The 23273-nt window shown below is 42.1% G+C and carries 19 protein-coding genes; 13 read left to right on the plus strand and 6 right to left on the minus strand.

From position 1 onward, the window contains the following. Positions 1–121: 121 nt before the first annotated feature. Complete coding sequence (locus QNK26_RS16325; RefSeq protein ID WP_319224971.1) at positions 122–793, minus strand: LysE family transporter; 672 nt, start codon at positions 791–793, stop codon at positions 122–124. Between the two features lie 82 nt (positions 794–875). Beyond that, positions 876–1733: an AraC family transcriptional regulator gene (locus tag QNK26_RS16330; protein WP_319224972.1), complete on the minus strand. Its 858-nt coding sequence runs from the start codon at positions 1731–1733 to the stop codon at positions 876–878. Positions 1734–2127: 394 nt separating this feature from the next. Here QNK26_RS16330 and QNK26_RS16335 point away from each other — a divergent pair, with 394 nt between their 5' ends. From QNK26_RS16335 to QNK26_RS16350, 4 genes are all read left to right on the plus strand, one after another. Continuing rightward, positions 2128–3555: a solute carrier family 23 protein gene (locus QNK26_RS16335; RefSeq protein ID WP_319224973.1), complete on the plus strand. Its 1428-nt coding sequence runs from the start codon at positions 2128–2130 to the stop codon at positions 3553–3555. A 24-nt stretch (positions 3556–3579) separates the two neighbouring features. Further along, on the plus strand, positions 3580–5253 hold the full coding sequence (locus tag QNK26_RS16340) for an acyl-CoA synthetase (RefSeq protein ID WP_320416809.1): 1674 nt from the start codon (positions 3580–3582) through the stop codon (positions 5251–5253). Between the two features lie 201 nt (positions 5254–5454). Then, a complete protein-coding gene (locus QNK26_RS16345) occupies positions 5455–7983 on the plus strand; it encodes a cache domain-containing protein (RefSeq protein ID WP_319224974.1) in 2529 nt (842 codons plus the stop codon). Further along, positions 7973–8674: a response regulator transcription factor gene (locus tag QNK26_RS16350; protein WP_319224975.1), complete on the plus strand. Its 702-nt coding sequence runs from the start codon at positions 7973–7975 to the stop codon at positions 8672–8674. The genes QNK26_RS16345 and QNK26_RS16350 overlap by 11 nt, the downstream gene beginning before the upstream one ends. A gap of 63 nt (positions 8675–8737) precedes the next feature. Here the strand turns inward: QNK26_RS16350 and queC are convergent, their stop codons facing one another. After that, a complete protein-coding gene (gene queC, locus QNK26_RS16355; RefSeq protein WP_319224976.1) occupies positions 8738–9448 on the minus strand; it encodes a 7-cyano-7-deazaguanine synthase QueC in 711 nt (236 codons plus the stop codon). 261 nt (positions 9449–9709) lie between these two features. On the opposite strand from queC, the gene QNK26_RS16360 reads away from it, so the two are divergent. The 3 genes from QNK26_RS16360 to QNK26_RS16370 all read left to right on the plus strand — a co-directional run bounded on the left by QNK26_RS16360 (position 9710) and on the right by QNK26_RS16370 (position 11523). Continuing rightward, positions 9710–10324: a sel1 repeat family protein gene (locus QNK26_RS16360; protein WP_319224977.1), complete on the plus strand. Its 615-nt coding sequence runs from the start codon at positions 9710–9712 to the stop codon at positions 10322–10324. 122 nt (positions 10325–10446) lie between these two features. Then, entirely contained in the window at positions 10447–10641 is a 195-nt protein-coding gene (locus tag QNK26_RS16365) for a DUF4250 domain-containing protein (RefSeq protein ID WP_319224978.1), read from the plus strand. Between the two features lie 105 nt (positions 10642–10746). Then, positions 10747–11523 (plus strand): M48 family metallopeptidase, encoded by a 777-nt coding sequence (locus QNK26_RS16370; RefSeq protein ID WP_319224979.1) that lies wholly within the window; start codon positions 10747–10749, stop codon positions 11521–11523. Between the two features lie 42 nt (positions 11524–11565). Here the strand turns inward: QNK26_RS16370 and QNK26_RS16375 are convergent, their stop codons facing one another. From QNK26_RS16375 to QNK26_RS16385, 3 genes are all read right to left on the minus strand, one after another. Next, on the minus strand, positions 11566–12891 hold the full coding sequence (locus tag QNK26_RS16375) for a DUF1214 domain-containing protein (protein WP_319224980.1): 1326 nt from the start codon (positions 12889–12891) through the stop codon (positions 11566–11568). A gap of 28 nt (positions 12892–12919) precedes the next feature. Then, a complete protein-coding gene (locus QNK26_RS16380) occupies positions 12920–14317 on the minus strand; it encodes a BamA/TamA family outer membrane protein (RefSeq protein ID WP_319224982.1) in 1398 nt (465 codons plus the stop codon). Positions 14318–14439: 122 nt separating this feature from the next. After that, positions 14440–15189, minus strand: coding sequence for an MBL fold metallo-hydrolase (locus QNK26_RS16385; protein ID WP_319224984.1), 750 nt, complete (start codon positions 15187–15189; stop codon positions 14440–14442). Positions 15190–15370: 181 nt separating this feature from the next. Here QNK26_RS16385 and sbcD point away from each other — a divergent pair, with 181 nt between their 5' ends. The 6 genes from sbcD to QNK26_RS16415 all read left to right on the plus strand — a co-directional run bounded on the left by sbcD (position 15371) and on the right by QNK26_RS16415 (position 23241). Further along, positions 15371–16642, plus strand: a complete 1272-nt coding sequence (gene sbcD, locus QNK26_RS16390; RefSeq protein ID WP_319224985.1) for an exonuclease subunit SbcD — start codon at positions 15371–15373, stop codon at positions 16640–16642. Beyond that, positions 16642–20313, plus strand: coding sequence for an AAA family ATPase (locus tag QNK26_RS16395; protein WP_319224986.1), 3672 nt, complete (start codon positions 16642–16644; stop codon positions 20311–20313). The genes sbcD and QNK26_RS16395 overlap by 1 nt, the downstream gene beginning before the upstream one ends. Before the next feature lie 33 nt (positions 20314–20346). Then, the gene (locus QNK26_RS16400) at positions 20347–21240 is read left to right on the plus strand and encodes a LysR family transcriptional regulator (protein WP_319224987.1); all 894 of its coding nucleotides are present in this window, start codon (positions 20347–20349) and stop codon (positions 21238–21240) included. Positions 21241–21341: 101 nt separating this feature from the next. Then, positions 21342–22334, plus strand: a complete 993-nt coding sequence (locus QNK26_RS16405) for a linear amide C-N hydrolase (protein ID WP_319224988.1) — start codon at positions 21342–21344, stop codon at positions 22332–22334. Positions 22335–22689: 355 nt separating this feature from the next. Beyond that, positions 22690–22980, plus strand: coding sequence for a hypothetical protein (locus QNK26_RS16410; protein WP_319224989.1), 291 nt, complete (start codon positions 22690–22692; stop codon positions 22978–22980). Positions 22981–23022: 42 nt separating this feature from the next. Then, on the plus strand, positions 23023–23241 hold the full coding sequence (locus QNK26_RS16415) for a DUF6500 family protein (RefSeq protein WP_319224991.1): 219 nt from the start codon (positions 23023–23025) through the stop codon (positions 23239–23241). Positions 23242–23273 lie beyond the last annotated feature (32 nt).

A 23273-nucleotide genomic window follows, 5' to 3' on the forward strand; every position in this document is an offset into this window, starting at 1 on the left:
GGTTAGCAGTGCATTATTGAAGACTCACGTTATTATGAGTCAACTATGTCATACACTGCTAATGGGAACATCGAGTCTTTGGCTTTAGTGAGTGCGCACCGTTTGCAGACTACAGCTTGTATTAAATAGTACTTTCGCTAAGTATCATGGCGCCTTCAAGTAAGTTATATATGATGGCGCTTGATACCAGCATAAACAGCAGACCAGTGCAGAGATTTATTGCTGGTGCGGCTTTTATTACACGCTGCTGAATGATAGGTTTCGATAAAATTAACGCAATAAATACAAACCAAATTAGTGACAGTACTAACATGATAACCGTGGCCATCAACTTAGTCATAAGGCTCACATCGGGTGTGATCATGGCTGAAAATAAAATAATGAAAAACACCATGGCTTTCGGGTTTAACAGATTAGTCCACAATCCTTGCATGAAGCCTTGAGTTGGCGTCAATTGACTAAGCTTTGACGTATTACTGTCGACTGATTCGCTTGCCTGCCAGTGCTGTAGCGCGCCTTTTACGGATCCCAATCCCATCCATGCTAAGTAACTTGCCCCCAGCATTTGTATGATCATATACAAGGTTTGTGAGCTCTTAATTATCAGACTCACCCCTGTCAAACTCAAAATAGTATGAATTAAAATAGCAATTGAGATACCGACAGCAGAGGCAAGCGCTGTATTTCTTGATTCTTGGCTCGCGAGTTTGACCACTAACGCAAAGTCAGGACCAGGACTCGCTAATGCGACAACGTGGATAATAGCGAGAGATAACAGTAACTCGATGTTCATGGATAAACCTTCAATAATAATTATGCCGCTATCTTGCAGCGGAAAAGGTATTGCTTATAGGAAAAAATTGCAGGATGTCGAACTAAAGCACACGGCGCTGAAAGTGTGAAGGGGTGATCAGGTAGGCATTTTTGAAGGCTTTATTAAAATGGCTTTGGTCAAAGAAACCAACTTGGTAGGCGATGTCAGACAGATTGCCGCCTTTCATCAAGGCTTTTTTGGCATATTCTAAACGTACTCTTTTTAAATAAGCGTGCGGTGTCATGCCCATTGATTGCTTAAATTGGCGTAAAAACTGAAATTTACTCAAATCAAGCTGTAGCGCTAATGCATCTAATTGGAACGCTTGGCCGGGCTCATCATGAAACAAGGTTTTAATGTAGTTTAATTGCAGCACAGATAATTTTTTTGTAGATGCACGCTGCTGTGATGGCACTTGGTTATTGTGAATATCGCCATTATGAATAAACAATTCGGTGATGAAGGCCATCATTGCGGTTTCAATGTGCAATTGTGCTGTAGGCGCTTGCTCTGTGGTTAACAATTTATGTAAATGCAAGAATGCATGGGATAACGCCGCATTGTTGATTAATGGTGCGTTAAAGAAGGTTTCCGCCTGACCCATCTCGCGGCTTATTTCATTAACATAATCCACTGGTAATGCCATGACATGTGATTGATAACCGCCGAGGGTGATGTTGTCGCCATTATGCGCTTCATCGGGGTTTAAGGTTGAGATAAAACCGGGCGCAAGGTGATACACCTTACCTTGGTGGCTATATTGCTGGCAGCCGCTGGTGACAATACCAATATGATAATCAAGATGCACATGACGCTCAAAAGAAAATTGTTCAACATTCGCCGAACTCAGTTCAATATTAGGCAAGATAGGGTTGTGCCAATATTCGATTTTCTCTATTTTTTTATCTGTGGCACTCATTTTATATACTCACTGCATTCATCTATATGGGCAGCGCCCATTCATTCGCATGTTAGCTTAAGTGGATCGTGAGTAATAGTAAATAATTGCGGGGTTTGGTGTCTGTCACGGTCGATGGGAATATTTATTGTTGCTTAATTGTTAAGTTGTGGTGGCGATCAAGGTTTTGCATTCACTCGAAAAAACTTACTTAAGTTGTTGATATTTGGTTTTTTCATGGTGTTTTATGGGTTTTTATTTCAGTGTCACTTGGCTTTTATAAATCTTGTAACATTTCGTTACATTTAAGAAAAACTTCTGACATGATTTCATAGTTAACTTATGCAATGTGTATAGGCGCACTTAATGCTGACTGTTTATACCAACTTAAATGTGACAAAAATAAGGATCATCAATGCAATTTAAGCATCGTACTCATGGACATGAGCAACCACACTGGCCTGCTGGCCCATTTAAAATTAGATTACCGTTTGTACATTACCGTTGGGAAATGCCGGAAATGATCCAAGGATTTTTCATGTTTGTAGTGGGACTTGCCATGATCCCATTACTCGAAAATTACCTCGGTATGCCCTATGAAGCAGCGCTGGCTTTTACTTTTGTTGCAGGGCTTTGTTATATTTTGCCTGCGATGCTGGGTGTGCCTTTAGTGCCTGGTTGGATCACGCCAGCCATTCCGGTGGTATTACTGTATTTAAAAGGTTTTGAGCCGGGGCCTGAGGCAATTCAAGCCTTGTTTGCTTTACAAATTGAAGTCGCTGTTATTTTCTTTATTCTAGGGGTCACACAATGGGGCTCTAAATTAGTTAATTTCATACCCAATTCATTGAAGTCAGGCGTTATTATTGGTGCTGGTATGGCTGCGCTTATGGGGGAGTTAAAACTAGGTGGCCGCATTGATGCGACCCCCATTTCTTTGATTGTCGGTGCAATTATCTCTGCGTATGTGCTGTTTTCGTTATCATTTAAGAATGTTGTTGATGGTAATTCATTTGCCAAGAAAGTCGCTAACTTCGGTATGGTTCCCGGTATGATCATCGCAATGCTAGTGGGGTGGGCGGTTGGTGAATATCCATTACCTGATATCCAGTGGGGGATTACCCAGCCTGATTTCTCTTTGATGGTTGAATACTTACCCTTTACCGTTGGCTTTCCTAATTTGGAGGTCTTCTTACTCGCCATTCCGACAGCGTTGATTGCTTATGTGATTGCATTTGGTGACATCATTGTTGGTTTTTCTTTAGTCAAACGTGTCGATCATATCCGCGTTGATGAAAAGATCGAAGAAAGCGTTGACCGAGTACATTTAGTGACGGGACTGCGTAATTTAATTCACGCCTTTTTTGCACCTTGGCCGGGATTAGCGGGTCCACTATGGACTGCTGCGCATGCGACGGTAGCTGAGCGCTATGCGATGGGACGTAAATCGATGGAGTCTATTTACAGCGGTGGCGGCACATTTTGGATCAGTGGTTTAGTGGCCCTTTTTGCTTTGCCTCTGGTGACCTTATTTAAACCTGTGCTACCTATTGCGCTGTCGTTAACCCTGATCCTCACGGCTTATATCTGCATTATGGTTGGCATGGAACAGTTAAAAGATTCAGTCGAACGCGGGGTGGCGGGGATCGTGGCCGTCACATTAGCGATGCCAGATCCAAAATCGACCGTATATGCGGTCATTGTCGGCCTAGTATTGTATTTCCTCATTGAAAGACCGTCATTATTAGGTTCGGATAAGCGTAAAGAGAATGTGTTGTTTGAAGATAGTGACGATATAAAGGAAGTAAACGCCAAAATATCATTATCTGCGGATACTAAATAATCATAAATAAAAAGGAATGGATTTATGCCAATATCAACAATGAATCGAAATGAACTGCAAGGGAATATGCAACCAACGAATATTTTCGATCAGTATTTACCTGCCACGGATGCAAATTATGTGGCGTTAACTCCTATCTCTTTTTTAGATCGCGCGGCATTTGTTTACCCAGATAAAACCGCCACGATTAATGGCACTATTCATCATACCTGGTCAGAAGTGTATAAACGCTGTACTCGCTTTGCCAGCGCATTGACAAAATGTGGCATTGGCAAAGGAGATACTGTGTCGATCATAGCTCCCAATATTAGTGAGCACTTTGAAACGCATTTTGCAGTGCCAATGTCGGGTGCGGTGCTGAACTCGATTAATACGCGTTTAGACGCGGAGGCGATTGCATTTATTCTGATGCACGCTGAAACCAAGGTATTGATCACCGATCGTGAGTTCAGCGCGGTGGTACAGCAGGCGGTGAAAATGGTAGCAAATAAACCACTGGTTATTGATATCGATGATCCTTCGTTTGATGGAGGAAAACTCATTGGCCAGTTGACCTATGATCAATTTTTAGCTGAAGGTGATGAAGATTTTATTTGGGTCAGGCCTGATGATGAATGGGATGCCATTTCACTCAATTATACCTCGGGTACCACCGGCGATCCAAAAGGGGTGGTTTATCATTATCGCGGTGCTTATTTAAATGCGGTTAGTAATATTTTATCGTGGGAAATGGGCAATCACCCTGTATACCTATGGACGTTGCCAATGTTCCATTGTAATGGCTGGTGTTTTCCATGGGCGATCGCGGCTACGGCTGGGATCAGCGTTAGTTCTCGACATGTTCGGGCTGAAGCAATTTATAACTTAATTCGGACAGAAAAAGTGACACATTTCTGTGGCGCACCAATCGTATTAAATATGCTTAATAGTGTTGATGAAGCGGTAAAATCGGGCATTGAGCAAGAAGTAAAAGTAATGACGGCAGGTGCTCCACCGCCAGCGTCAGTGATTCAAAGTATGGAGGCGTCTGGATTTAAAGTCACCCATACTTATGGTTTAACTGAAACCTACGGGCCTTCTGTCGTTTGTGCATGGCATGATGAGTGGAATGATAAAACGTGTGAGCAACAGGCGCGTTTGAAATCACGTCAAGGTGTACGTTCGCCGCTGCTTGATCAGTTAATGGTTGCCGATCCTATCACTATGGAACCCGTCGCAAAAGATGGCGAATCGATAGGCGAAATTTTTATGCGCGGTAATTTAGTCATGAAAGGCTACTTGAAAAATCCATCCACTACACAGGCCGCGTTTGCTGGTGGTTGGTTTCATTCTGGTGATCTGGCTGTCTGGCATGAAGATGGCTATGTTGAAATTAAAGACCGTTCTAAAGATGTCATTATTTCTGGTGGAGAGAATATTTCGAGTGTTGAAGTTGAGGATATTCTTTATCGTTATCCAAAAGTGCAAGATGTCGCAGTGGTTGCGAAAAAAGATGATAAATGGGGGGAAACGCCGTGCGCATTTATTACAGCAATGCCCAATACTGATATTAGCGAACAAGAAATCATGCATTTTTGTCGAGATAATATGGCCCATTTTAAAACTCCAAAAACCATTGTATTTGGTGAATTACCTAAAACATCAACAGGTAAGATCCAAAAGTTCTTACTGCGTCAACGTGCTAATGATTTAACCTAGTACTAAGCCTTGTCTAGGTGTAGCAGGCGGTTACTGATTCAGAATTACGATATTAACCGTTAGTTTGCTGTTTTTACCTGTTACTTTTGGCTGGTGTGGCAACCAGCCATTTTTAGTTGCAAAATTGATCACAAATCACTCCATTTGGTTACCTTTATGTTAAAATATTTTATGAGTTAACGCATATGTAGGAAGCAAGTGTTGTTAAAATATAAATTATCCCGTGTATTCTTCTCTTCTATGGTCACTATTCTTCTCGTGTTATTCGCGGTTATTTATTTCTATTCAGTTCCACTAATTAATAAAAAAGTTTACGAAACAGAAAGAAACTCTAGCCGTATGGTATTAGATAATGTTGTTGACCTCGCTAATAAAATGAAGCTTAGTTTAGCGGCTTATCAACGTGAAGCACTTGACGGCCATAAGCGCAATATGAAATCGGTAATCGATCTTGCCGAGGCTTATGTGGCCAGTTCTCTGGCTGAGTCTCAGTCGAATAAACTTACCTCCCAGCAAGCTTATGCCAAGCTATATGAAGGACTCCGTAGTTTTACTTATGGTAAGGGCAGTTATGTCTGGATTGCAGACCAACAATCGACGATTTTATCTCATCCCGACCCATATTTTTATGGTATGGATGCCTCGGATTTAAGAGATGCGAATGGCGAGTTGGTGTTCCCGACCGTCATATTAAAAGCGCGATCACAAGGCGCCGGTTTTTATCAATATCCTTGGCGGCGATTAGGCGAGAGTATAGATGTTGAGAAAATATCTTATGTAAAATATTTTCCTGAATGGGACTTTTTTATTGGCACCGGTATTTATATTGATGACATTAAACAAGGAACCGAAGCGCGTAGGGCTGAGGTAATTACTGACCTACGCCAATCCATAAAAGATATCGTGATTGCTGACACGGGGTATTTATTTATTTTTGATGAACAAGGCAATATGCTTGTTCATCCTAATGATAATATTGAAGCCACGAATGCATTATTACTAAAAAATCCAATGACAGGGCAATCGATATTACAAGAACTCATTGCTGTCGCTGATACTGGAAATGAACTGATTTACCAGTGGGATAGACCGACAGAACCGAATAATTATATTTACGAAAAATTATCTTTGGTTCGTCATATCAAAGGTTTAGGCTGGTACATTTGCTCTTCAGTGTATACCGAGGAATTGCAAAGTAGCGGGAAACTACTCAGCCAACGTATTATCCTGATCGGTTTGTTAGCCTTATTTGTGGCGATTATTTTTGCGCTACTATTCTCTAATTGGGTGACATATCCGATCACCCAACTTGCAGCAGTGGCCAAAAAGGTGAGTCGGGGTGATTTAACCCTAAAGAGTGGCATTAAACGTCAAGATGAGTTTGGTGTCCTAGGGCACGCGTTTGATCAAATGGTCACACAGCTACGAGATAATATTACCAATTTGGATTTAACCATCGCATCTCGTACTGAAGCATTAGTGAAAAGCAATCAACAATTACAGCTGAGCATGTTAGAGAGCCAGCGCGTACAGCAGCAATTGATGCAGGCACAACGTATGAATGCCGTGGGCCAACTGGCGGGTGGCTTAGCGCATGATTTCAATAATATTTTGACTATTATTCTTGGTAACTTGGTGGCTGCAGAGCGCTGTTTTCCAGAGAATAACAGCCTATTGAAAAAGCTAGCTCCAGCGATACGCGCATCCCGCAGGGGCAGTGATATTACTAATCGCTTATTAGCCTTTTCTCGTCGCCAACCGTTACAACCTCGCCGCATCAATATTGCTGATTTGATTGATGAAACGGTAGAACTCATTAAGGACTCATTACCGAGCACGATTGTGATTAAAACGCATTTTTCTAGTTATCGATTACAAGCGAGCGTTGACCCCAGTCAGTTAGAAAACTGCCTGATTAATTTGATGTTAAATGCTAAAGATGCGATGCCGAAAGGTGGGGATATAAGTATTAATGTCAGTGATATCGATATTGCGAGTAATATTGAAAGTGGCAGTCATTTTGATGAGCCTGTCGAGCCTGGAAAATATCTAGTCATTGATGTAATCGATCACGGTTGTGGTTTTACGCGTGATGCGATGAACATGGCATTTGAACCTTTTTATACCACCAAGTCATCAGGACAAGGTTCCGGCTTGGGCCTCAGTATGGTATTTGGTTTTATTAAACAATCACGTGGGTTTATTAATTTGAGCAATGGGGTTAATGCTGGCGCTAAAGTGACGTTATTACTACCGCTGCTATCTTATCAAGCATTGCCTGAACGAGATGATAAATATGATAATAGTGCTAACAATAGCGATTTCACAAATAAATTAATGTTGTTGGTGGAAGATGATTTTGATGTTCGAGCGGTGGTGCGTGAACAGCTTATCTCTTTTGGTTTTAATGTGATAGAAGCGACAGATAGTGATGAAGCTGAGCAATTAATGATGGCAATACCGCATCTGTTTGGCATGTTATCTGATATTAGTATGCCAGGTTCAAAAACTGGGTTTGAATTGGCTGATAGCTTGTTACGCAACGCCCCTGCAAGTAAGGTTATATTAATGAGTGGCTACGTTTTTGAAAATAATCAATCATTGCATAATATTGGCAAGGTTATACTTTTACGCAAGCCTTTTTCAACCAGTGAATTAGGCCGTGCACTGGATAATAGCGTGGATCAAGCAACGAGTTTGACTGATAAGGATAGCGAACGTGCAAACTAAACCTTTAATTTATGTCATTGATGATGAAATAGATATTTGTCAGTTGGTCTGCCAAGAGCTAGAGCAATATAATTTTGATACGGCATTTTTTACCTCTGGCGAAGCTGCATTACAGGCAGTGAAAGATAAAACGCCAGCATTGTGTATTATCGATTTAGGTTTACCTGATATGGATGGACTTACCTTGGTCAGGGAATTGTTCAATAATAAAAAAATGGGCGTCATGATCTTATCTGGTCGTGATAGTTTACCGGATAAGGTATTGGGTTTAGAGCTCGGTGCTGATGATTATATTGCGAAACCTTTTGACCTTCGAGAACTTGTGGCGCGGGTGAAAAGTATTGTACGACGATTAGTTGTTACTGAAACTGTGAGTCTGGAAAAATCTTGCGCCAGATTTGTAGATTGGTCCTTTGATATCTCAACGCTAATGCTGACTAATAGTGATGGCGATACTGATATGCTAAGCGTTGCTGAAGCGACTATTTTACAACTCTTTCTGGCGGCACCACAGCAAATATTAAGTCGAGAGCGATTGTTAGCTGAAAATTCAATGACGTTTGATCGCAGTATTGATGTGCGTATGTCACGATTGAGAAAAAAAATAGAAGTTGACCATAAGCAGCCGAAGATTATTAAGACTGTGTATGGGGCTGGTTATATGTTTACCCCAACGGTAGAGTGGCTATAGCTAGGCTTAAACCTACTTAAAAAGGTCTCATTTAGTAGGTTTAATATTAGCTGCCGCGGTGTATTACTTCAATCGCGGAAGTTTGTCTTTTAGCGCGGTAATATGCATGGTTTTGTTGGTCAAATAATCCGTCAGGCCATTGTTACGTAATAGACACGCAGGGCAATCGCCACAACCTTTACCAACAATACCGTTATAGCAAGTCAGCGATTGGTGAGTAACGAAATCAAGTTCATCGTGCAAGTCTGCAAGTGCCCATGTTTCTGCTTTATTTAACCACATGAGTGGCGTTTCAAATTTAAATTGTTTCGCCATGCCGAGGTTACAAGCGTGGTTAATTGATTTGATAAACTCATCTCGGCAATCTGGGTAGCCAGAAAAATCAGTTTCACAAACGCCTGTGATCACGGTGTTCGCGCCGACTTGATAAGCATAAATACTGGCAAGGGTCATGAATAAGATATTACGACCGGGCACAAATGAATTCGGTAAGCCGTTGTCCATTAATTCATGAGAAACAGCGATATCGTCACGTGTTAGCGAGCTGATCGCTAATTCACTAAGCAGATCAACATTAATAATTTTATGGTTTTTCACACCGAAATAAGCCGCTGTTTTTTTCGCTACCTCGATCTCTTGGCTATGACGCTGGCCATAATCAAAGGTAATACAGTCTACGCTATCATAACGCTGCAATGCATCCACTAAACAGGTGGTGCTATCCTGACCGCCACTGAATACTAATACGGCTTTGTTTGCTGTCTGCTGTGACATTTGTTGTCCTTTTATCTCTTAGTAAAGCTTGAATGAAGCGATAATAGCATAAGTATATTAAAACAAGGTTAAATCGCTAGTTGGAGTAGCTTAAACAATTATCTGCTAGTGGTTAAAAAACAACGGTGTAATCGTACCTATGCAGGAGGATTTTGTTTCGGTAGAATGTAACAATAGCTGTATATAAACATAGTATATAGCGATCACGTTTATGTATAGGCTGGCGTTTGCTGGCTTTTTGTTTTATTGGTAAGTATAAGCATGTCAGATAATATTGAAAGCACGCAATTAAAGCCGCAAGATCCCAGTTTACAAATTATTTCAGAAGCTGAGCAGGGTAGTCCTTTTTCTCAACTTGCTGCAGCGGATATGTGCTACGCACGAAGCCATTTTGATGATGCTTTTTATTGGTACAGTATTGCGGTGCGCTCATTTACCAGCAATCCAGATGCATATTCAGCAGAAGTGATTAAATGTGAAGTGTCTGCTGCAGAATGTAATCTTGCCGGTATGTTCTTTAATGGTCAGGGTACTGACACGGATAAGATGCAAGCATTTAAACTGTATGCGGAAGCGGCACGTAAGCGTTATGTGAAAGCACAAGTTCAGCTGGGTATGATGTATGTATACGCCGAAGGTATTCAGCAGCATTACGGTTTAGGTTATGCTTGGCTTAATGCGGCACAACTCAATGGCGAAGATCGCAAAGACATTAAAAAAGTATTGAAAATGATCGAAGCTAAAATGGATCGTAAAGCACTGGATAATGCGCGTAAGATGTCAGAGCAGTGGGTAGATGAAACGGTTTTAGAGAAACTAGCACTCCGTAAGAAAACCCGTTTTTCCTTCATCAGTAATTGGTTTAAAAAGTCGTAATAAGACCTTATCTTAAGCAATGCTGCAAGACATGGTAATAAATTAACCGCTAGCCTTAGCTGCGAAATTATCTCCATTCTTCTAAACTTAACTTATCTATAAATGATTATTAGGTGATGAAGATGGATTTAAGTAATTTTGAACAAATGGATGCCGCGATCTTACTGGGTATTGTTAACGAAAAACTGCGCTTAGAATGTCCTGATTTACATGATCTTTCTGCAAGTTATGACATGCCAACCGAAGCCCTCGCCAATAAACTCGATAGTCTAGGTTATCATTACGACACCAAAACCAATCAGTTTAAAAGCTTTTAACGCTGAAGCAATAGTTTACATTTTACTATTGCTAACCCCCTCCTTATACTGGCAAGGTATTGTTAAATACAACAGTCAAATAACAACTGCCAATATGGAGGGCGCATGGTTAAGAAAATCTTACCTTTAGCCGTATTATCATCTTTAATTGTTGGGTGCACTGCATCGCCAACAGGCCGCAATCAAGTATTATTATATTCATCTGGCGACATGACGCAGCTGGGCGCACAGTCATTTGAGCAAATCAAACAGCAAGAAAAAATCAACACCGACCCTAAACTGAATAATTACGTGCAATGTATTGCCGATACACTCACTTACTATGTCGATCAATCGACTCACTGGGAAGTCATTGTTTTTGATAGCCCACAAGTGAATGCCTTCGCATTACCGGGTGGTCATATTGGCGTGTATACTGGATTATTTAAAGTAGCCAAAACACCGTCTCAGTTAGCGGCTGTTATGGGCCATGAGATCGTGCACGTAACGGCAAATCACAGTAACGAGCGGTTATCACAAGCTAAGATCACCGGACTTGGTTTACAAGTGACAGACTACGCCTTACAAGATCAAGCTTATAAAGAAACGGCGATGCAAGCGTTAGGTTTAGGTATTCAGTATGGCGTAGCCTTACCGTATGGTCGAACTCAAGAGTCGGAAGCGGATATTGTCGGCTTAGAATTGATGGCGAAAGCGGGTTTTGATCCACAAGAAAGTGTGACGTTATGGCAGAATATGGCGGCGGCATCAGGGGGAAATCAACCACCTGAGTTACTATCAACCCATCCATCACACGATACCCGTATTAAAGATTTACGTAAGGCTATTGCTAAGTTACCGGCTGAATATCGTCGACCACAAGAACTCAGTTGCAGCTATTAGTGCCTTACAAACACTAATAGCTAGATTTGATAACGAAAGTTATTACCACGTTTGATAACGCTGTGCTGCATGTTTCTGGCGTTGCGTTAGTTGCTGTTTACGTTGCTCAGCAGTAAACAGTGGTATATCGACAGGTAGATGCTGGCGTAATTCACTGAGTTTCACTAATGTTGTTTCGGGTGTAGTTGAGGTAATTAACTTATCATCAACACCACTTTGAATGCGCAACATCAATACCCCCGTTGGCGTACTGCTGGTATCAACCCAATCTTGGATGCCAGGGTCCTTTGGTGATGCTACAATGTAATAGTATCCATCAGTACTCTTGTAAGCCTGTGCCTGTCCATTACGCCCCCAAGAAACACTGCTCTGTTTATTTACCCAATCTGGTGAAGCCGCCCAATAATTCATGCTGTGTAGACCATTATAGTCAGATTCAATTTCAGGCAATTTAATAATCAGCGCTTCATCTTCTTGCAGGTCATAATGGCCAACACTGTTATATTGACCGAGAATACCGATGTCGCCAGTCGGACGGAATGCAATCAAGGTATTCTCTGATAACCAGGAGATCTTATCGGCAAAATCAGGCCAGAATGTGCCTTGGCGTTTCACCATCGACGTTGCGTTGTTGATCCGCTCTGTTAATGCTACTGCACTGTAAGGTTGGCTTGCTACGCCCTCGCTACCGATGCGTTTAATGGTTATGTTACCAGCTGACTCGGTATTCCAATTAGCATGGGTATAACGAGCAATAACAATCAAATCTTGTCGTTGCTGTGGTAACTCCATCCAGTTGCCAGCTACTTGTTCTTTGCTTAGGATGACGCTAAAGTTACCGTCAGCATCAAATGTCATGTGATTATCATCAAGTACCGAAACTGCGCCTTGTGGGTTGGCTGCTTCAAACAATTCTAATAAGAAATCAGCTGTTGTGCCACGGTTGCCTGTGATGATATAGACATTTTCGCCGTCTTTATTACTGACATTCGCGGCGCGATAATAAGTATCCGGATTATCAATACCGATGCGTTTACCGGGGTCGAGTAAATTACGGAAATGCGGATAACTACCGTCGCCGCCTGCAATTGCGCCGCTCATTGCAGCATTGGTGATGCCAGCTAATAATTCATAAGCTTCAATGCGGTGCTGTGGGTCACGCTGGTAAATACTGCTGTCACGGAATTGCTGTTCGACATTGCCAAGGGCTATGTAAAATTCAGCCCACGCTTGCTCTAGCGCTTGTTGATCTGCAACCTTATCGGGTGATGGGATAGCGGCGGTATTTGCGCATGCACTGAGCAGTCCAGTCAGTAATACGCTGCTTACCATTTTGGTATAACGGCGATTAATTAAGTTAAATAGCATAAAATTAAATTGATCCTGTTGTTACGATTTAAAAAGCTTCGGTAAAGTTAAAGTAGAAACCGTTACCAAATTCACTCATGCCTAAATCTAAGCGAATATTCATTTTCGGTTGGATCTGATAGCGATAACCAACACCGTAACTTAAGAACAGATCGTCAGATAGTTTATCGATACTCTCACCGACACCACCCACCCCAGACCATAACGTCATACCGTGATTCGATGGTAATCCATTAGCGCGGCTAAAGGTGTGACGCCATTCAACCGTGGTTTCAAAGGCTGTTTTATCAATAAACTGACCTTTGAAAATACCGCGCATCGAGCTTGCACCACCCAGCGTTGCTAGGTCATAAAAAGGTACATCCCCCTTGGTTGCTTGAAACTGGCTAAAGCTGGCGATGGTATTGGTTGGATTAAAGCTGTAGTACGCACGGAATTCGGCATTGGTTTTATAATAATTACCGTCAGAACCAATTTTTTCATTAAAGTTTAAGTAATTGGCTTTGAAATAGATGCCTTCTTTGGCATTCACCGCAAAATCACGCGAATCATATTCCAGCACTAAACCTAAGCCTAATGTAAACGGCTTATCGGCATAATCTTGGAAATCTTGGTCTGCTAAGATATAGTCTGATTGTTCTGTCACTTTCACATAGTTCATTTCCGCATTGGCAGCAAGGTACCAGTCACCGAAGAAACGATAAGCAAGACTTCCTACATACTCGCCGCGATTAGCGTCATAAGTTGTATCATCACCCATCTCTATTGTTGAGCCTTTGTCATAGCCGACACCAAAGTACTGTGATGATTGTTGACCAAAGTTGACTATACCTTCGTATTTAGCATTGTTTTGATTAAAGAAGATGTTTTGTTTGGATTGAAAACCATAACCCATGCTGCCATTGCTCGGGAAATTCATCATCAAAAATCCAGTCACACTTGAGCGTTGTAAATCGATGTCGTTGCGATCTGTGGTAAAAGAATACAAACCACCGCCAGCAATTAAAGCACCTTGCTCAGGCGTGTAAGCGGGCCCAGCTAATAGACTAAACATGCTATCACCATTTTTTTCACGTAATGGTTTGATGGCATAATCAAGATCGTCGGCGTACTGCGCTAACACGGCTTTATCATTAGTGTCTTCCGCGTGCTCGGCTAAGTTACTGATGTAAGTTTGAGCGTCGTTATAGTTAGCAATAATCTGTTGCACGTCATCTTCAGATTGATAACGTGGTAATTGTGCATATAAAGTGGGTAATTGGGTACGCTTTGCTTTAAGCAAGGTATCTGGCGACGGTGTGGTTAAACGCGTCTTAATTTCGTGTGCTGCTTGGCTTATCTCTTCACTTGAAGGGGTCGGATTAGTCGCACAACCTACAACGGAAGAGATAGAAAGTAATAATATCGTTGGATTATGCCATTTCATAATAACACCACTAAGAATTTTAGAGTGGCGATAATAATGCTTAGATATGGCTGAACATATGTTGTTTATGAAAAAAATTCTGAAGACGAAATATTTTTATATTTTATTATTGTTTTTGGTGCTTACTTTATTGAATTACGCTTGGTTAGTTTATATTTAACTACATTTGCGACAGTGAGTGGGTGATTTGTGCTCTTGTTGATTAGTTGCTGGATGTCTGTAGGGCTAATATCACTGTAACCGTCGTGCGCCATTAATATCTTGGTGATGTTCAGTTGTAATAACTTGTTTAATGATTGCTTGTAAACATCGGGCTGATAGATAGGGAAGGGGGAGGTAAATTTATTGCGCAGCTTTAAAATCATATCGCCGACATACATAAGTTGAGTCGGTTGATGTAAGAATGATAAATCACGGTCGGTATGACCAGGGGTAAAATGTACCATCCACTCCTCAAACTCAGGCACGGCGGTTTGATCTTGTAAAATAACATCGGGTTTAAGATGCGGGTGATAATAAATATTCTGCCATCTTTTACCCTTACGACGTGCCACATATAACGCCAACATGACATCAATGGAATGTGCTATACGACCTTTAACACCCTGATACCACTGCTTTTCAAAACCGACAGATGCAATTTTACAACCAAACTGTTTACGCAATAAATGCGCACCGCCAGCGTGGTCGGGGTGCATATGCGATACCAATACTAGTTTTAAGTCGCTGATGTCACGTTGCAGATGGTCAGTAATGAAGGCTTTTATTACAGGCACATCACATCGACAGCCACCATCAAGTAGTAATAGCTTGTCTGGGTATTCGACTAATAAAATAGTTTGAATATAACCTGTGAGATGATGTATCTGCATGCACACGACTTCTTTAAAGTATTGAGTTGTTCAATCATTCTCGCACAATTTTGCGCCGATAAAATCGGAATATGTTAATTTTTTGTAAATTAAGCGATTAAAGTTAAAACAACTGGAAGTAAAACCAGTATTTATCTACACTAGCGATAGCTTACTTTTACCGCTAGGATCCCCACGTTTCATGAAAATACTGCACACCTCAGATTGGCATCTTGGCCAGCATTTCATTACTAAAAGTCGCGCTAACGAACACAGCTGTTTTATGGCTTGGTTACTTGAACAAGTTGAACACCACCAAGTGGATGCGGTTATTGTCGCGGGTGATATTTTTGATACTGGCACACCACCAAGCTATGCGCGTGAGTTATATAACAGCTTTGTCGTTGCTATGAGCAAGGTCAACTGTCAGTTAATTATTCTAGCGGGTAATCATGATTCGGTCGCAACGCTTAATGAATCAAAGCAATTATTGTCTCAGCTTAATACCCAAGTTATTTCCAGTGTATCGCTGGATTTAGAACAACAAGTGTTAGCGCTTAAAAACCGTCAGGGTGGGCTGGGTGCATTATTGTGTGCTGTGCCATTCGTACGCCCGCGTGATGTCATGCAAAGTGAAGCATGGCAATCAGGCAGTGAAAAACAACAACGTTTAGGCGCGGCGATCACAGAGCATTACGCCAATTTATATAAACTGGCCGAGCAAAAGCGTGAGCAACATAATGAACAACATGGTAGCGATAATGGGGAAGGTAATAGCACTGTGCCGATTATCGCGACCGGTCATTTAACAGCACTCGGCGTATCGGTTACAGAATCAGTACGTGATATTTATATTGGTACACTGGAAGCATTCCCTGCGAATCAATTTCCTGCGGCAGACTATATTGCCCTTGGTCATATTCATCGCGCGCAAAAAGTCGCGAAATCAGAACATATCCGTTACAGCGGCTCGCCAATCCCATTAAGTTTTGACGAAGTGAAACAACAAAAGAGCGTTAACTTAGTGAATTTTGTTGATGGTAAATTTGATTCTGTGACGGAATTGACGATTCCGCGCTTTCAACCTATGCAGGCAATTAAAGGTAATCTGGAAAGTATTGAAGCGCAATTAGCCGAGTTCAAAAACCATACCGACTCGTTACCTGTGTGGTTAAGCATTGAAGTGCAAGAGCAAGACTACCTTACTGATTTACAAACCCGTATCGAAGTCATGACCACAGACCTGCCGGTGGAAGTATTACAAGTGCGCCGCGCCCGTAAAGATAGAGAGCAACATTTGCATAGCCAAGTAAAAGAAACCCTATCTGAACTGTCGGTAAATGATGTGTTTGCACGTTGTTTACAAGGCGTTGAGTTTACCACTGACGCAGAGATAGCACGAAAATCACGTATCGAATTAGCCTTTAAACAGATTGTTGAGCAAGTAGAGCATGCAACGCTGGAGGACAAATAATGAAGATCAAACGTCTTTCCTTTAAAAATATCAACTCGTTAAAAGGCGAGTGGCAGCTTAACTTTGACCAAGAACCGTTTTTAAGTAATGGCTTGTTTGCGATCACAGGGCCAACGGGCGCGGGTAAAACCACCATCCTCGATGCGATCTGCTTAGCTTTGTATCACGAGACACCACGTCTGGCGATATCGAAATCTCAAAACGAGATCATGACGCGTAATACCGCTGAATGTGCCGCCGAAGTTGAGTTTGAAGTACAAGGTAAAGGTTACCGTGCTAGCTGGAGCCAGCGCCGTGCTAAAAACAGTGCGCAGGGCAACTTACAAGAAATGAAAGTGGAATTGGCGGAAGTGGTGTCGGGCGACATTCTTGCTAGCCAAGTTAAATTGAAAAAGCAGCTGGTGGCGGAAATTACCGGTTTAGATTTTTCGCGTTTCCGTAAATCTATGCTGTTATCACAAGGTGAATTTGCGGCGTTTTTGAATGCACCAGCCAATGATCGCGCTGAATTATTAGAAGAACTGACTGGTACAGAAATTTACGGCCAGATCTCACAAGCAGTATTTGAAAGCCATAACCTAGCGAAAGCAGAGTTAGATAAATTACGTGCCAAAGCCGACGGCGTGAACTTATTGAATGACGAGCAGCGCAGTGAGATCGCCGCGGAACAAACTCAAGTTAGTGAGCAGGTAACAGCATTAACCAAGCAGCAAACAGAACTACAGCAACAAAAGCAATGGTGTGTTGAACTAGAACAAGCACAGCAAGGCGTTAACCAAGCACAAAGTAGTTTAACCAGTGCAGAGCTGGACATTACAGCGCAACAACCTGAGTTAGATAAGTTAGAAAAAGCCGAACCAGCTGAGGTATTACGTCTGCCGTTTACCCATTTAAACCAGGCTAACAGCAAGCTTGCGGAATTAGCCAAACAACAACAGGCATTACAGCTATCTGTGGCATCAGCGCAAAGTGCCGTTACAGCTAATCAAGCGCAAACTAAAGTCACTCAAGCACAGTTAGATGATGTTAAGCAGCAAAGCCAGGCGCAAGAAACCTTAATCAATGAGCAGATCATGCCATTGGATAATGATTGCGCCCAGCTAACTAAAGAGTTGCAACAATATCAGTTGCTACAGCAGCAACAGAATAGCGAACAGCAAACGACGCAGCAGCAATTAGCCAAGTTAACGCAAACTGCGCAGCAAGCCCAAACTACCGTCAATGACTGTCAGGCTTATCAACAGCAGCACAGTAAAGATGCAGAGCTGAGTACCCGCTTGCCGTTATGGCAAGATAAGATCCAGCAATGTAATCAACAGCAACAAAGCTTAACAGTATTAAATCAGCAAGTGGCTGAAAATAAGCAATTATTACAGCAAGGCCAAGCGTCGCAACAGCAATTATCGATTAAGGTATCGGCAAATTCTGAGCGTCAGCAGTCGGTGAACGATGCGGTTAATCAGGCGCAGCAGCAAGTAACTATCTTGCTAGCGGGTGATGAGTTAGCAGCGCTTGAGAATGTGTTTAGCCAGCAATCACGTGCACAAAGCATTGTTGAGCAGTTGTCTGGTTTACAGCTGCGCTATATTAGCGAATCACAAGAGTTTGCAGCCAACCAAGCTAGCATTAGCGCATTACAGCAACAGCTTACTGGCATTAATGTTGAGATCGCAGCAAAACGCGACCTGTTTAAAGCCAAGAAGCAAGAATTCAACGATGTTCAGCGTTTATTAGAGCAAGAACAAAAGATTGCCAGTCTAGAACAATTACGTAGTCAGCTAGAACCGGGGCAAGCGTGTCAGTTATGTGGCTCGACAGTGCATCCACTGATCGCGGAATATCAGCACATTAGCGATTCGCCAACCGCGCAGCGTAAAGCGCAATTAGAGCTAGCGTTAAAGCAAATTGAAACCGAGGGCGGCGATCTTAAAAGTCAGCTGCAAGTAACAAACACCAAGCTAGATAACCTCAACAATCGTAACGCGACCTTACAACCGCAGTTAGACTCGTTTATTGCGCAATGGCAATCTTACAATCAGCAGCTTAATGCCAACCTTGTTATTAGTGATAGCGCAAGTACGCAGGAATTTGTGCAGCAGCAAGCAGCGCAATTAGCGCAATTGTCACAACGTATCCAAGGGTTAAAAGCCGCGACAGTGCAATTACAGCAAGCCCAGCAAGCTTTGGTTGAATTTGATAAACACAGTGCCCAGCTGCAACATCAAATTGAGCTAGTGAACCGTGACTTACAAGCAGCTAAAGATGCTGAGCAAAAGCTAATAAGCGGAACGCAGCAACAAGGGCAGGTGCTAAACGAGTTACAACAAGCATTAGCCGATAGCGTGACTGAGTTAGGTTTATCACTGCCCCAATGGAGTCAACTCGACAACTGGTTAGCGCAATGCCAGCAAGCAATGCAAACATGGACACAACAAGCACAGTTATTGCAGACTGCAAGCGAACAGTTCCTTGCTGCAGACAGTCAATTGACGCCGTTACGTGAGCAGCAAGTGAAGTTGGACGCGGTTATTGCGCAAAGCCTGATCGCGTTAACTAACCTGTCGGCGAGTTTGGCTGATAAACAGCAGCAACGTCAGCAGTTATTTGGCCAACGCAGTGTGGTGGATGCAAGACTGGCTATGCAGCAGCAGTTAAGCAGCGCTGAACAAGCGCAGCAAGCAAGTACAGCGCAAGCGACTGCATTATCGAATCAACTGCACGCGCAGCAAGGCGAGTTAACCACGTTACAACAAGGTTTAGCACAACAACAGCAAGAGTCGGTGGATTGCTTAGCGACATGGCAACAAGCGCTGGCGGCGAGTCCATTTGCCACTGACGTTGAGTTTAACCAAGCGTTATTACCTAGCGATGAAAAGCAGCGATTATTGGCGCTTAAGTCGCAACTGACGGCTAACTTAACCCGTTGTCAGGCATTGTTTGAGCAAGCTAATGAACGTTTATTAACACTGCAACAGGCGCAGGTTACGGAACTTGAACTCGCAGCGATTATTGCGCAGTTAGATGCGATGACAGTCGAACTAAATCAAGCTTTACAACGTCAAGGTGAGTTGAAACAGCGCCTTGCTGATGATGCCGCCCGTAGCGCTGATTTAGCTGATTTCTATCAGCAGATTAGAGACTGTGAAGCCGACTATGATGATAAAGCTTATCTGCAAAGTTTGATTGGCTCGAAAGATGGCAGCAAGTTCCGCCGCTTTGCACAGGGCTTAACGCTGGATCATTTGGTCACTTTAGCAAATCAACAATTAGACCGTTTACATAGCCGTTATCAACTGCAGCGTAAGCTGGCATCTGGCTCTGAAGCACTGGCTTTACAAGTCGTAGATACTTGGCTCGCTGATGCGGTACGTGATACCAAAACCTTATCAGGTGGTGAAAGCTTCTTGGTGAGCTTGGCATTAGCACTGGGCTTATCTGACTTGGTTAGCCACAAGACCAGCATTGATTCGTTATTCCTTGATGAAGGCTTTGGCACGCTCGATGCCGAGACATTAGACATCGCTTTGGATGCGCTAGATCACTTGAATGCCTCAGGCAAGATGATTGGCGTCATTAGCCACGTTGAAGCATTGAAGGAACGTATTCCCGTGCAAGTTAAAGTGAATAAAGGCAGTGGCTTAGGACTGAGTTCGTTTACCGTGGTGAGTTAGTTTATCCCTTTTGGTTGTTGGATGGAGACAAAGATGAATATAAGTTATGAACAAATACGTGCATTTGTGTCGGTAGCTGATACTGGCTCATTTAGTGCGGCAGCGAAACAGCTGAATCGTCATCGAACAACCTTAGGGCAAGTGATTAATAACTTGGAAATTGAAACAAACTTAATCTTGTTTGACCGTTCAAGTAAATTTCCAGTATTAACTGAACATGGCAAGTCTCTGTATAACCACGCCAAAAATTTATCAGAATATACCCAGTCATTTGAACAGGTCTGTCTGAGTGTAGAGAAAGGCATTGAAAGTGATATTACAATTTATCATAGCGACGTAGTGCCTGTTGCATTAATACAACAAGTGATGAAAGCCATTCGCAAAGAGTACCGCGATGTCAATATTCACTGGTTTCATAAAAGCAATGCAGAGACCTTGGCTGGGATCAAAAATGGAGAGGTTGATATCGGGTTAGTGTTAATCAATGATACCAATGCGATTAGCCAAACTGATTATGTTTATTTATTAAGTATGCCGTTTTGCTTGTGTGCAGCGCCTGATGCCCCCATTTTCTCAGAACCCAAAATTTCTTTAAACGAAATGAAAAAGCACCGGCAACTAGTATTGGAAGATTATTTTAGTGCGGGCATTGAAAAAATGGTCACTGTCTCTAACTATTATCAACGTATTGAGAATATGAATGTTTTTCTGTCGCTATTAACTTCAGGAGACGGTTGGGCGTTTGTACCAAGGCACGCAGTACAAGAGATGATCAACAATAACGTGCTGAAAGAGTTCAGGGTAAAAGAGTTGAGTGCTACCGTACGTTTCCCGCTGGCTAACTGGTCAACCTATCAGTCTAAAACGGGACCCGTTCGACAGCGGTTGCTTGAGTTGTTAAGTGAATTTGCAAAACAATATGACTAGATTTATTCATGTGAGGGTTTGATCCACCTAAAGTGATTTAACCTACTTAGCTTTCTCTATTATTATCATATTCATCAATTATTGAATGGATGGAATAAAAGATGATAAAGCAAACACTAAAAGTCGCATTAATCGCCGGATTAGTCAGTTCAAGCATTGCACAAGCTTGTACATCGGTTGCTTGGAACACTGATCTCGGTGTTTTCACTTCCCGAACTAATGATTGGGTGGAAGCAACGAACCCAGTTCTGGGCAATATTAATAAGGGTAGCTTGCGCTCTATTCAAGGGAATGGATTAGGTGACCTTTACAAAGTTAAATATAATATTGTCGGTGTTTTAGCATATGGTGATTTCGTACATGACGGTGTTAACAGTCAGGGGTTACAGGTAAATACACTCTATTATAGCCCGATGACACTCTCTGCTGATTTAAAATCGGATTCTATTACTCAGTTTACTCTTGGTGAATATATTCTAGCGAATTATAAATCGGTTGAAGAGGCCACTAGCGAGCTTCCAAAGTTAGCGATTGCCACGATGCAGGTTGAAGGTATGCCGATGGAGATTAAATTGCACTGGTCGATGACAGATAAATCTGGCGGCCGTGCAGTTATTGAAATGGATGAGGATGGATTAAAGATTTATCGGGGAGAAGACGCTGACGTGATGACGAACCAGCCGTCGCTGGCTACCCATTTAGAAAATAAAAAGAAGCATCAATCTTCATGGGTAAACGCAGACCGCAATACTGATTTTGGCTCAACGGGTAATCCCAGCGCAGAGAGCCGTTATTTACATGCCAGTTATTTTAAAAGTAAATTAACCGAGCCGAGCAGCACTCAAAATGGCTTGATGAAAATAGCCAGTGTCCCTTATCGAGTGCCTGCTGACGCACCTTACAAAGATTATGGTAACGGCATGACGGGTTATGCTACCGAATGGACCTTGTCACAAAGTTTAACTACAGGCGAAAGTGTTATGGAATATAACTTTGATGACAATTGGAATACTGTCAAATTCAATGTTTATGAATTAATGGGCAAAGACTTCAGAAAACCACTTACTGAGAATACCATCAGCTCATTATTTTAATAACATATAAGATTGGTTTTCGGTTCACCTAAAATAATACATCCCATGGCGATAGGCTTTGTACTATCGCCTTTTTTATAGTAAAAAATAAATTACATCTAAGTAGATGCTTAGCTTGATATGAAAACCAACAGCTGACTCGCTGGTGGCAAGGTGGCATAATAGCTATGATATGTAACGAATTTACTTACCCCCACAGTCGTTTGTTTGTTGCTAAACACAATGAATTAGGCTAATCATTGGCTTTGTATTCGCATGCATTGCAAATGCTGGTGATGCACATATCTGTTATCTTCTCGGAGCTCGCGCATGCTCTCTATATTATGCTGTTTGTATTTAAATGAAGGATTTTAATATGTTTAAACTAACCAATCGAATTACGCTAGTGGCTTTATGTATATTTAGTTTTAATGCCCAAGCAAATACCTCACCGCAAACGGTCGAGAGTTGCTCTAAGTTATTGCCGGAAGGACGTAGCTACGAAATAGCAATTACAGCAAATGTTGATAAGAGCAAAGCTACTCCTAGCTTCACTGGGGAATTTTCAGTAACGGGGGGCACAGATGAAGCGATGAATTTTGATATCTCGGAGTTTGTAGAATGCGTTGCTCCATTAATAAAAAATACCGATAAACCAGAGAAGTAAGGTGAAGGAAAGGGCGTAATCATTTTTGGCTATGAGTAACTAATGAAACAAGAATTAAGAAACAAAATAATCGCTGTTTGTAATAAGAAAATAGACAGCAAAGGTGATAATGTTGGCCTTTCATTCTATGCTTTTTTCGCCAATAAAAATGATACACCAGAGTTACTGATGGAAGTGGCGACGTGGTGGATCCAGACTCATAAATTAGATCACTTCGTTAAAGCGGTTGTCATTAAACAGATGATTCAGGCTGGATTGTAGCTATCTATCATAAAGCGTATAACCAGGGAGGT

The organism is Moritella sp. (assembly GCF_033791185.1).
Lineage (GTDB): Bacteria > Pseudomonadota > Gammaproteobacteria > Enterobacterales > Moritellaceae > Moritella.

Bases quoted from the DNA above. Each gene is read 5' to 3' on its own strand.
- QNK26_RS16325 (WP_319224971.1), bottom strand. From the start codon at position 793: ATGAACATCGAGTTACTGTTATCTCTCGCTATTATCCACGTTGTCGCA.
- QNK26_RS16330 (WP_319224972.1), bottom strand. From the start codon at position 1,733: ATGAGTGCCACAGATAAAAAAATAGAGAAAATCGAATATTGGCACAAC.
- QNK26_RS16335 (WP_319224973.1), top strand. From the start codon at position 2,128: ATGCAATTTAAGCATCGTACTCATGGACATGAGCAACCACACTGGCCT.
- QNK26_RS16340 (WP_320416809.1), top strand. From the start codon at position 3,580: ATGCCAATATCAACAATGAATCGAAATGAACTGCAAGGGAATATGCAA.
- queC (WP_319224976.1), bottom strand. From the start codon at position 9,448: ATGTCACAGCAGACAGCAAACAAAGCCGTATTAGTATTCAGTGGCGGT.
- QNK26_RS16360 (WP_319224977.1), top strand. From the start codon at position 9,710: ATGTCAGATAATATTGAAAGCACGCAATTAAAGCCGCAAGATCCCAGT.
- QNK26_RS16365 (WP_319224978.1), top strand. From the start codon at position 10,447: ATGGATTTAAGTAATTTTGAACAAATGGATGCCGCGATCTTACTGGGT.
- QNK26_RS16370 (WP_319224979.1), top strand. From the start codon at position 10,747: ATGGTTAAGAAAATCTTACCTTTAGCCGTATTATCATCTTTAATTGTT.
- QNK26_RS16375 (WP_319224980.1), bottom strand. From the start codon at position 12,891: ATGCTATTTAACTTAATTAATCGCCGTTATACCAAAATGGTAAGCAGC.
- QNK26_RS16380 (WP_319224982.1), bottom strand. From the start codon at position 14,317: ATGAAATGGCATAATCCAACGATATTATTACTTTCTATCTCTTCCGTT.
- QNK26_RS16385 (WP_319224984.1), bottom strand. From the start codon at position 15,189: ATGCAGATACATCATCTCACAGGTTATATTCAAACTATTTTATTAGTC.
- sbcD (WP_319224985.1), top strand. From the start codon at position 15,371: ATGAAAATACTGCACACCTCAGATTGGCATCTTGGCCAGCATTTCATT.
- QNK26_RS16395 (WP_319224986.1), top strand. From the start codon at position 16,642: ATGAAGATCAAACGTCTTTCCTTTAAAAATATCAACTCGTTAAAAGGC.
- QNK26_RS16400 (WP_319224987.1), top strand. From the start codon at position 20,347: ATGAATATAAGTTATGAACAAATACGTGCATTTGTGTCGGTAGCTGAT.
- QNK26_RS16405 (WP_319224988.1), top strand. From the start codon at position 21,342: ATGATAAAGCAAACACTAAAAGTCGCATTAATCGCCGGATTAGTCAGT.
- QNK26_RS16410 (WP_319224989.1), top strand. From the start codon at position 22,690: ATGTTTAAACTAACCAATCGAATTACGCTAGTGGCTTTATGTATATTT.
- QNK26_RS16415 (WP_319224991.1), top strand. From the start codon at position 23,023: ATGAAACAAGAATTAAGAAACAAAATAATCGCTGTTTGTAATAAGAAA.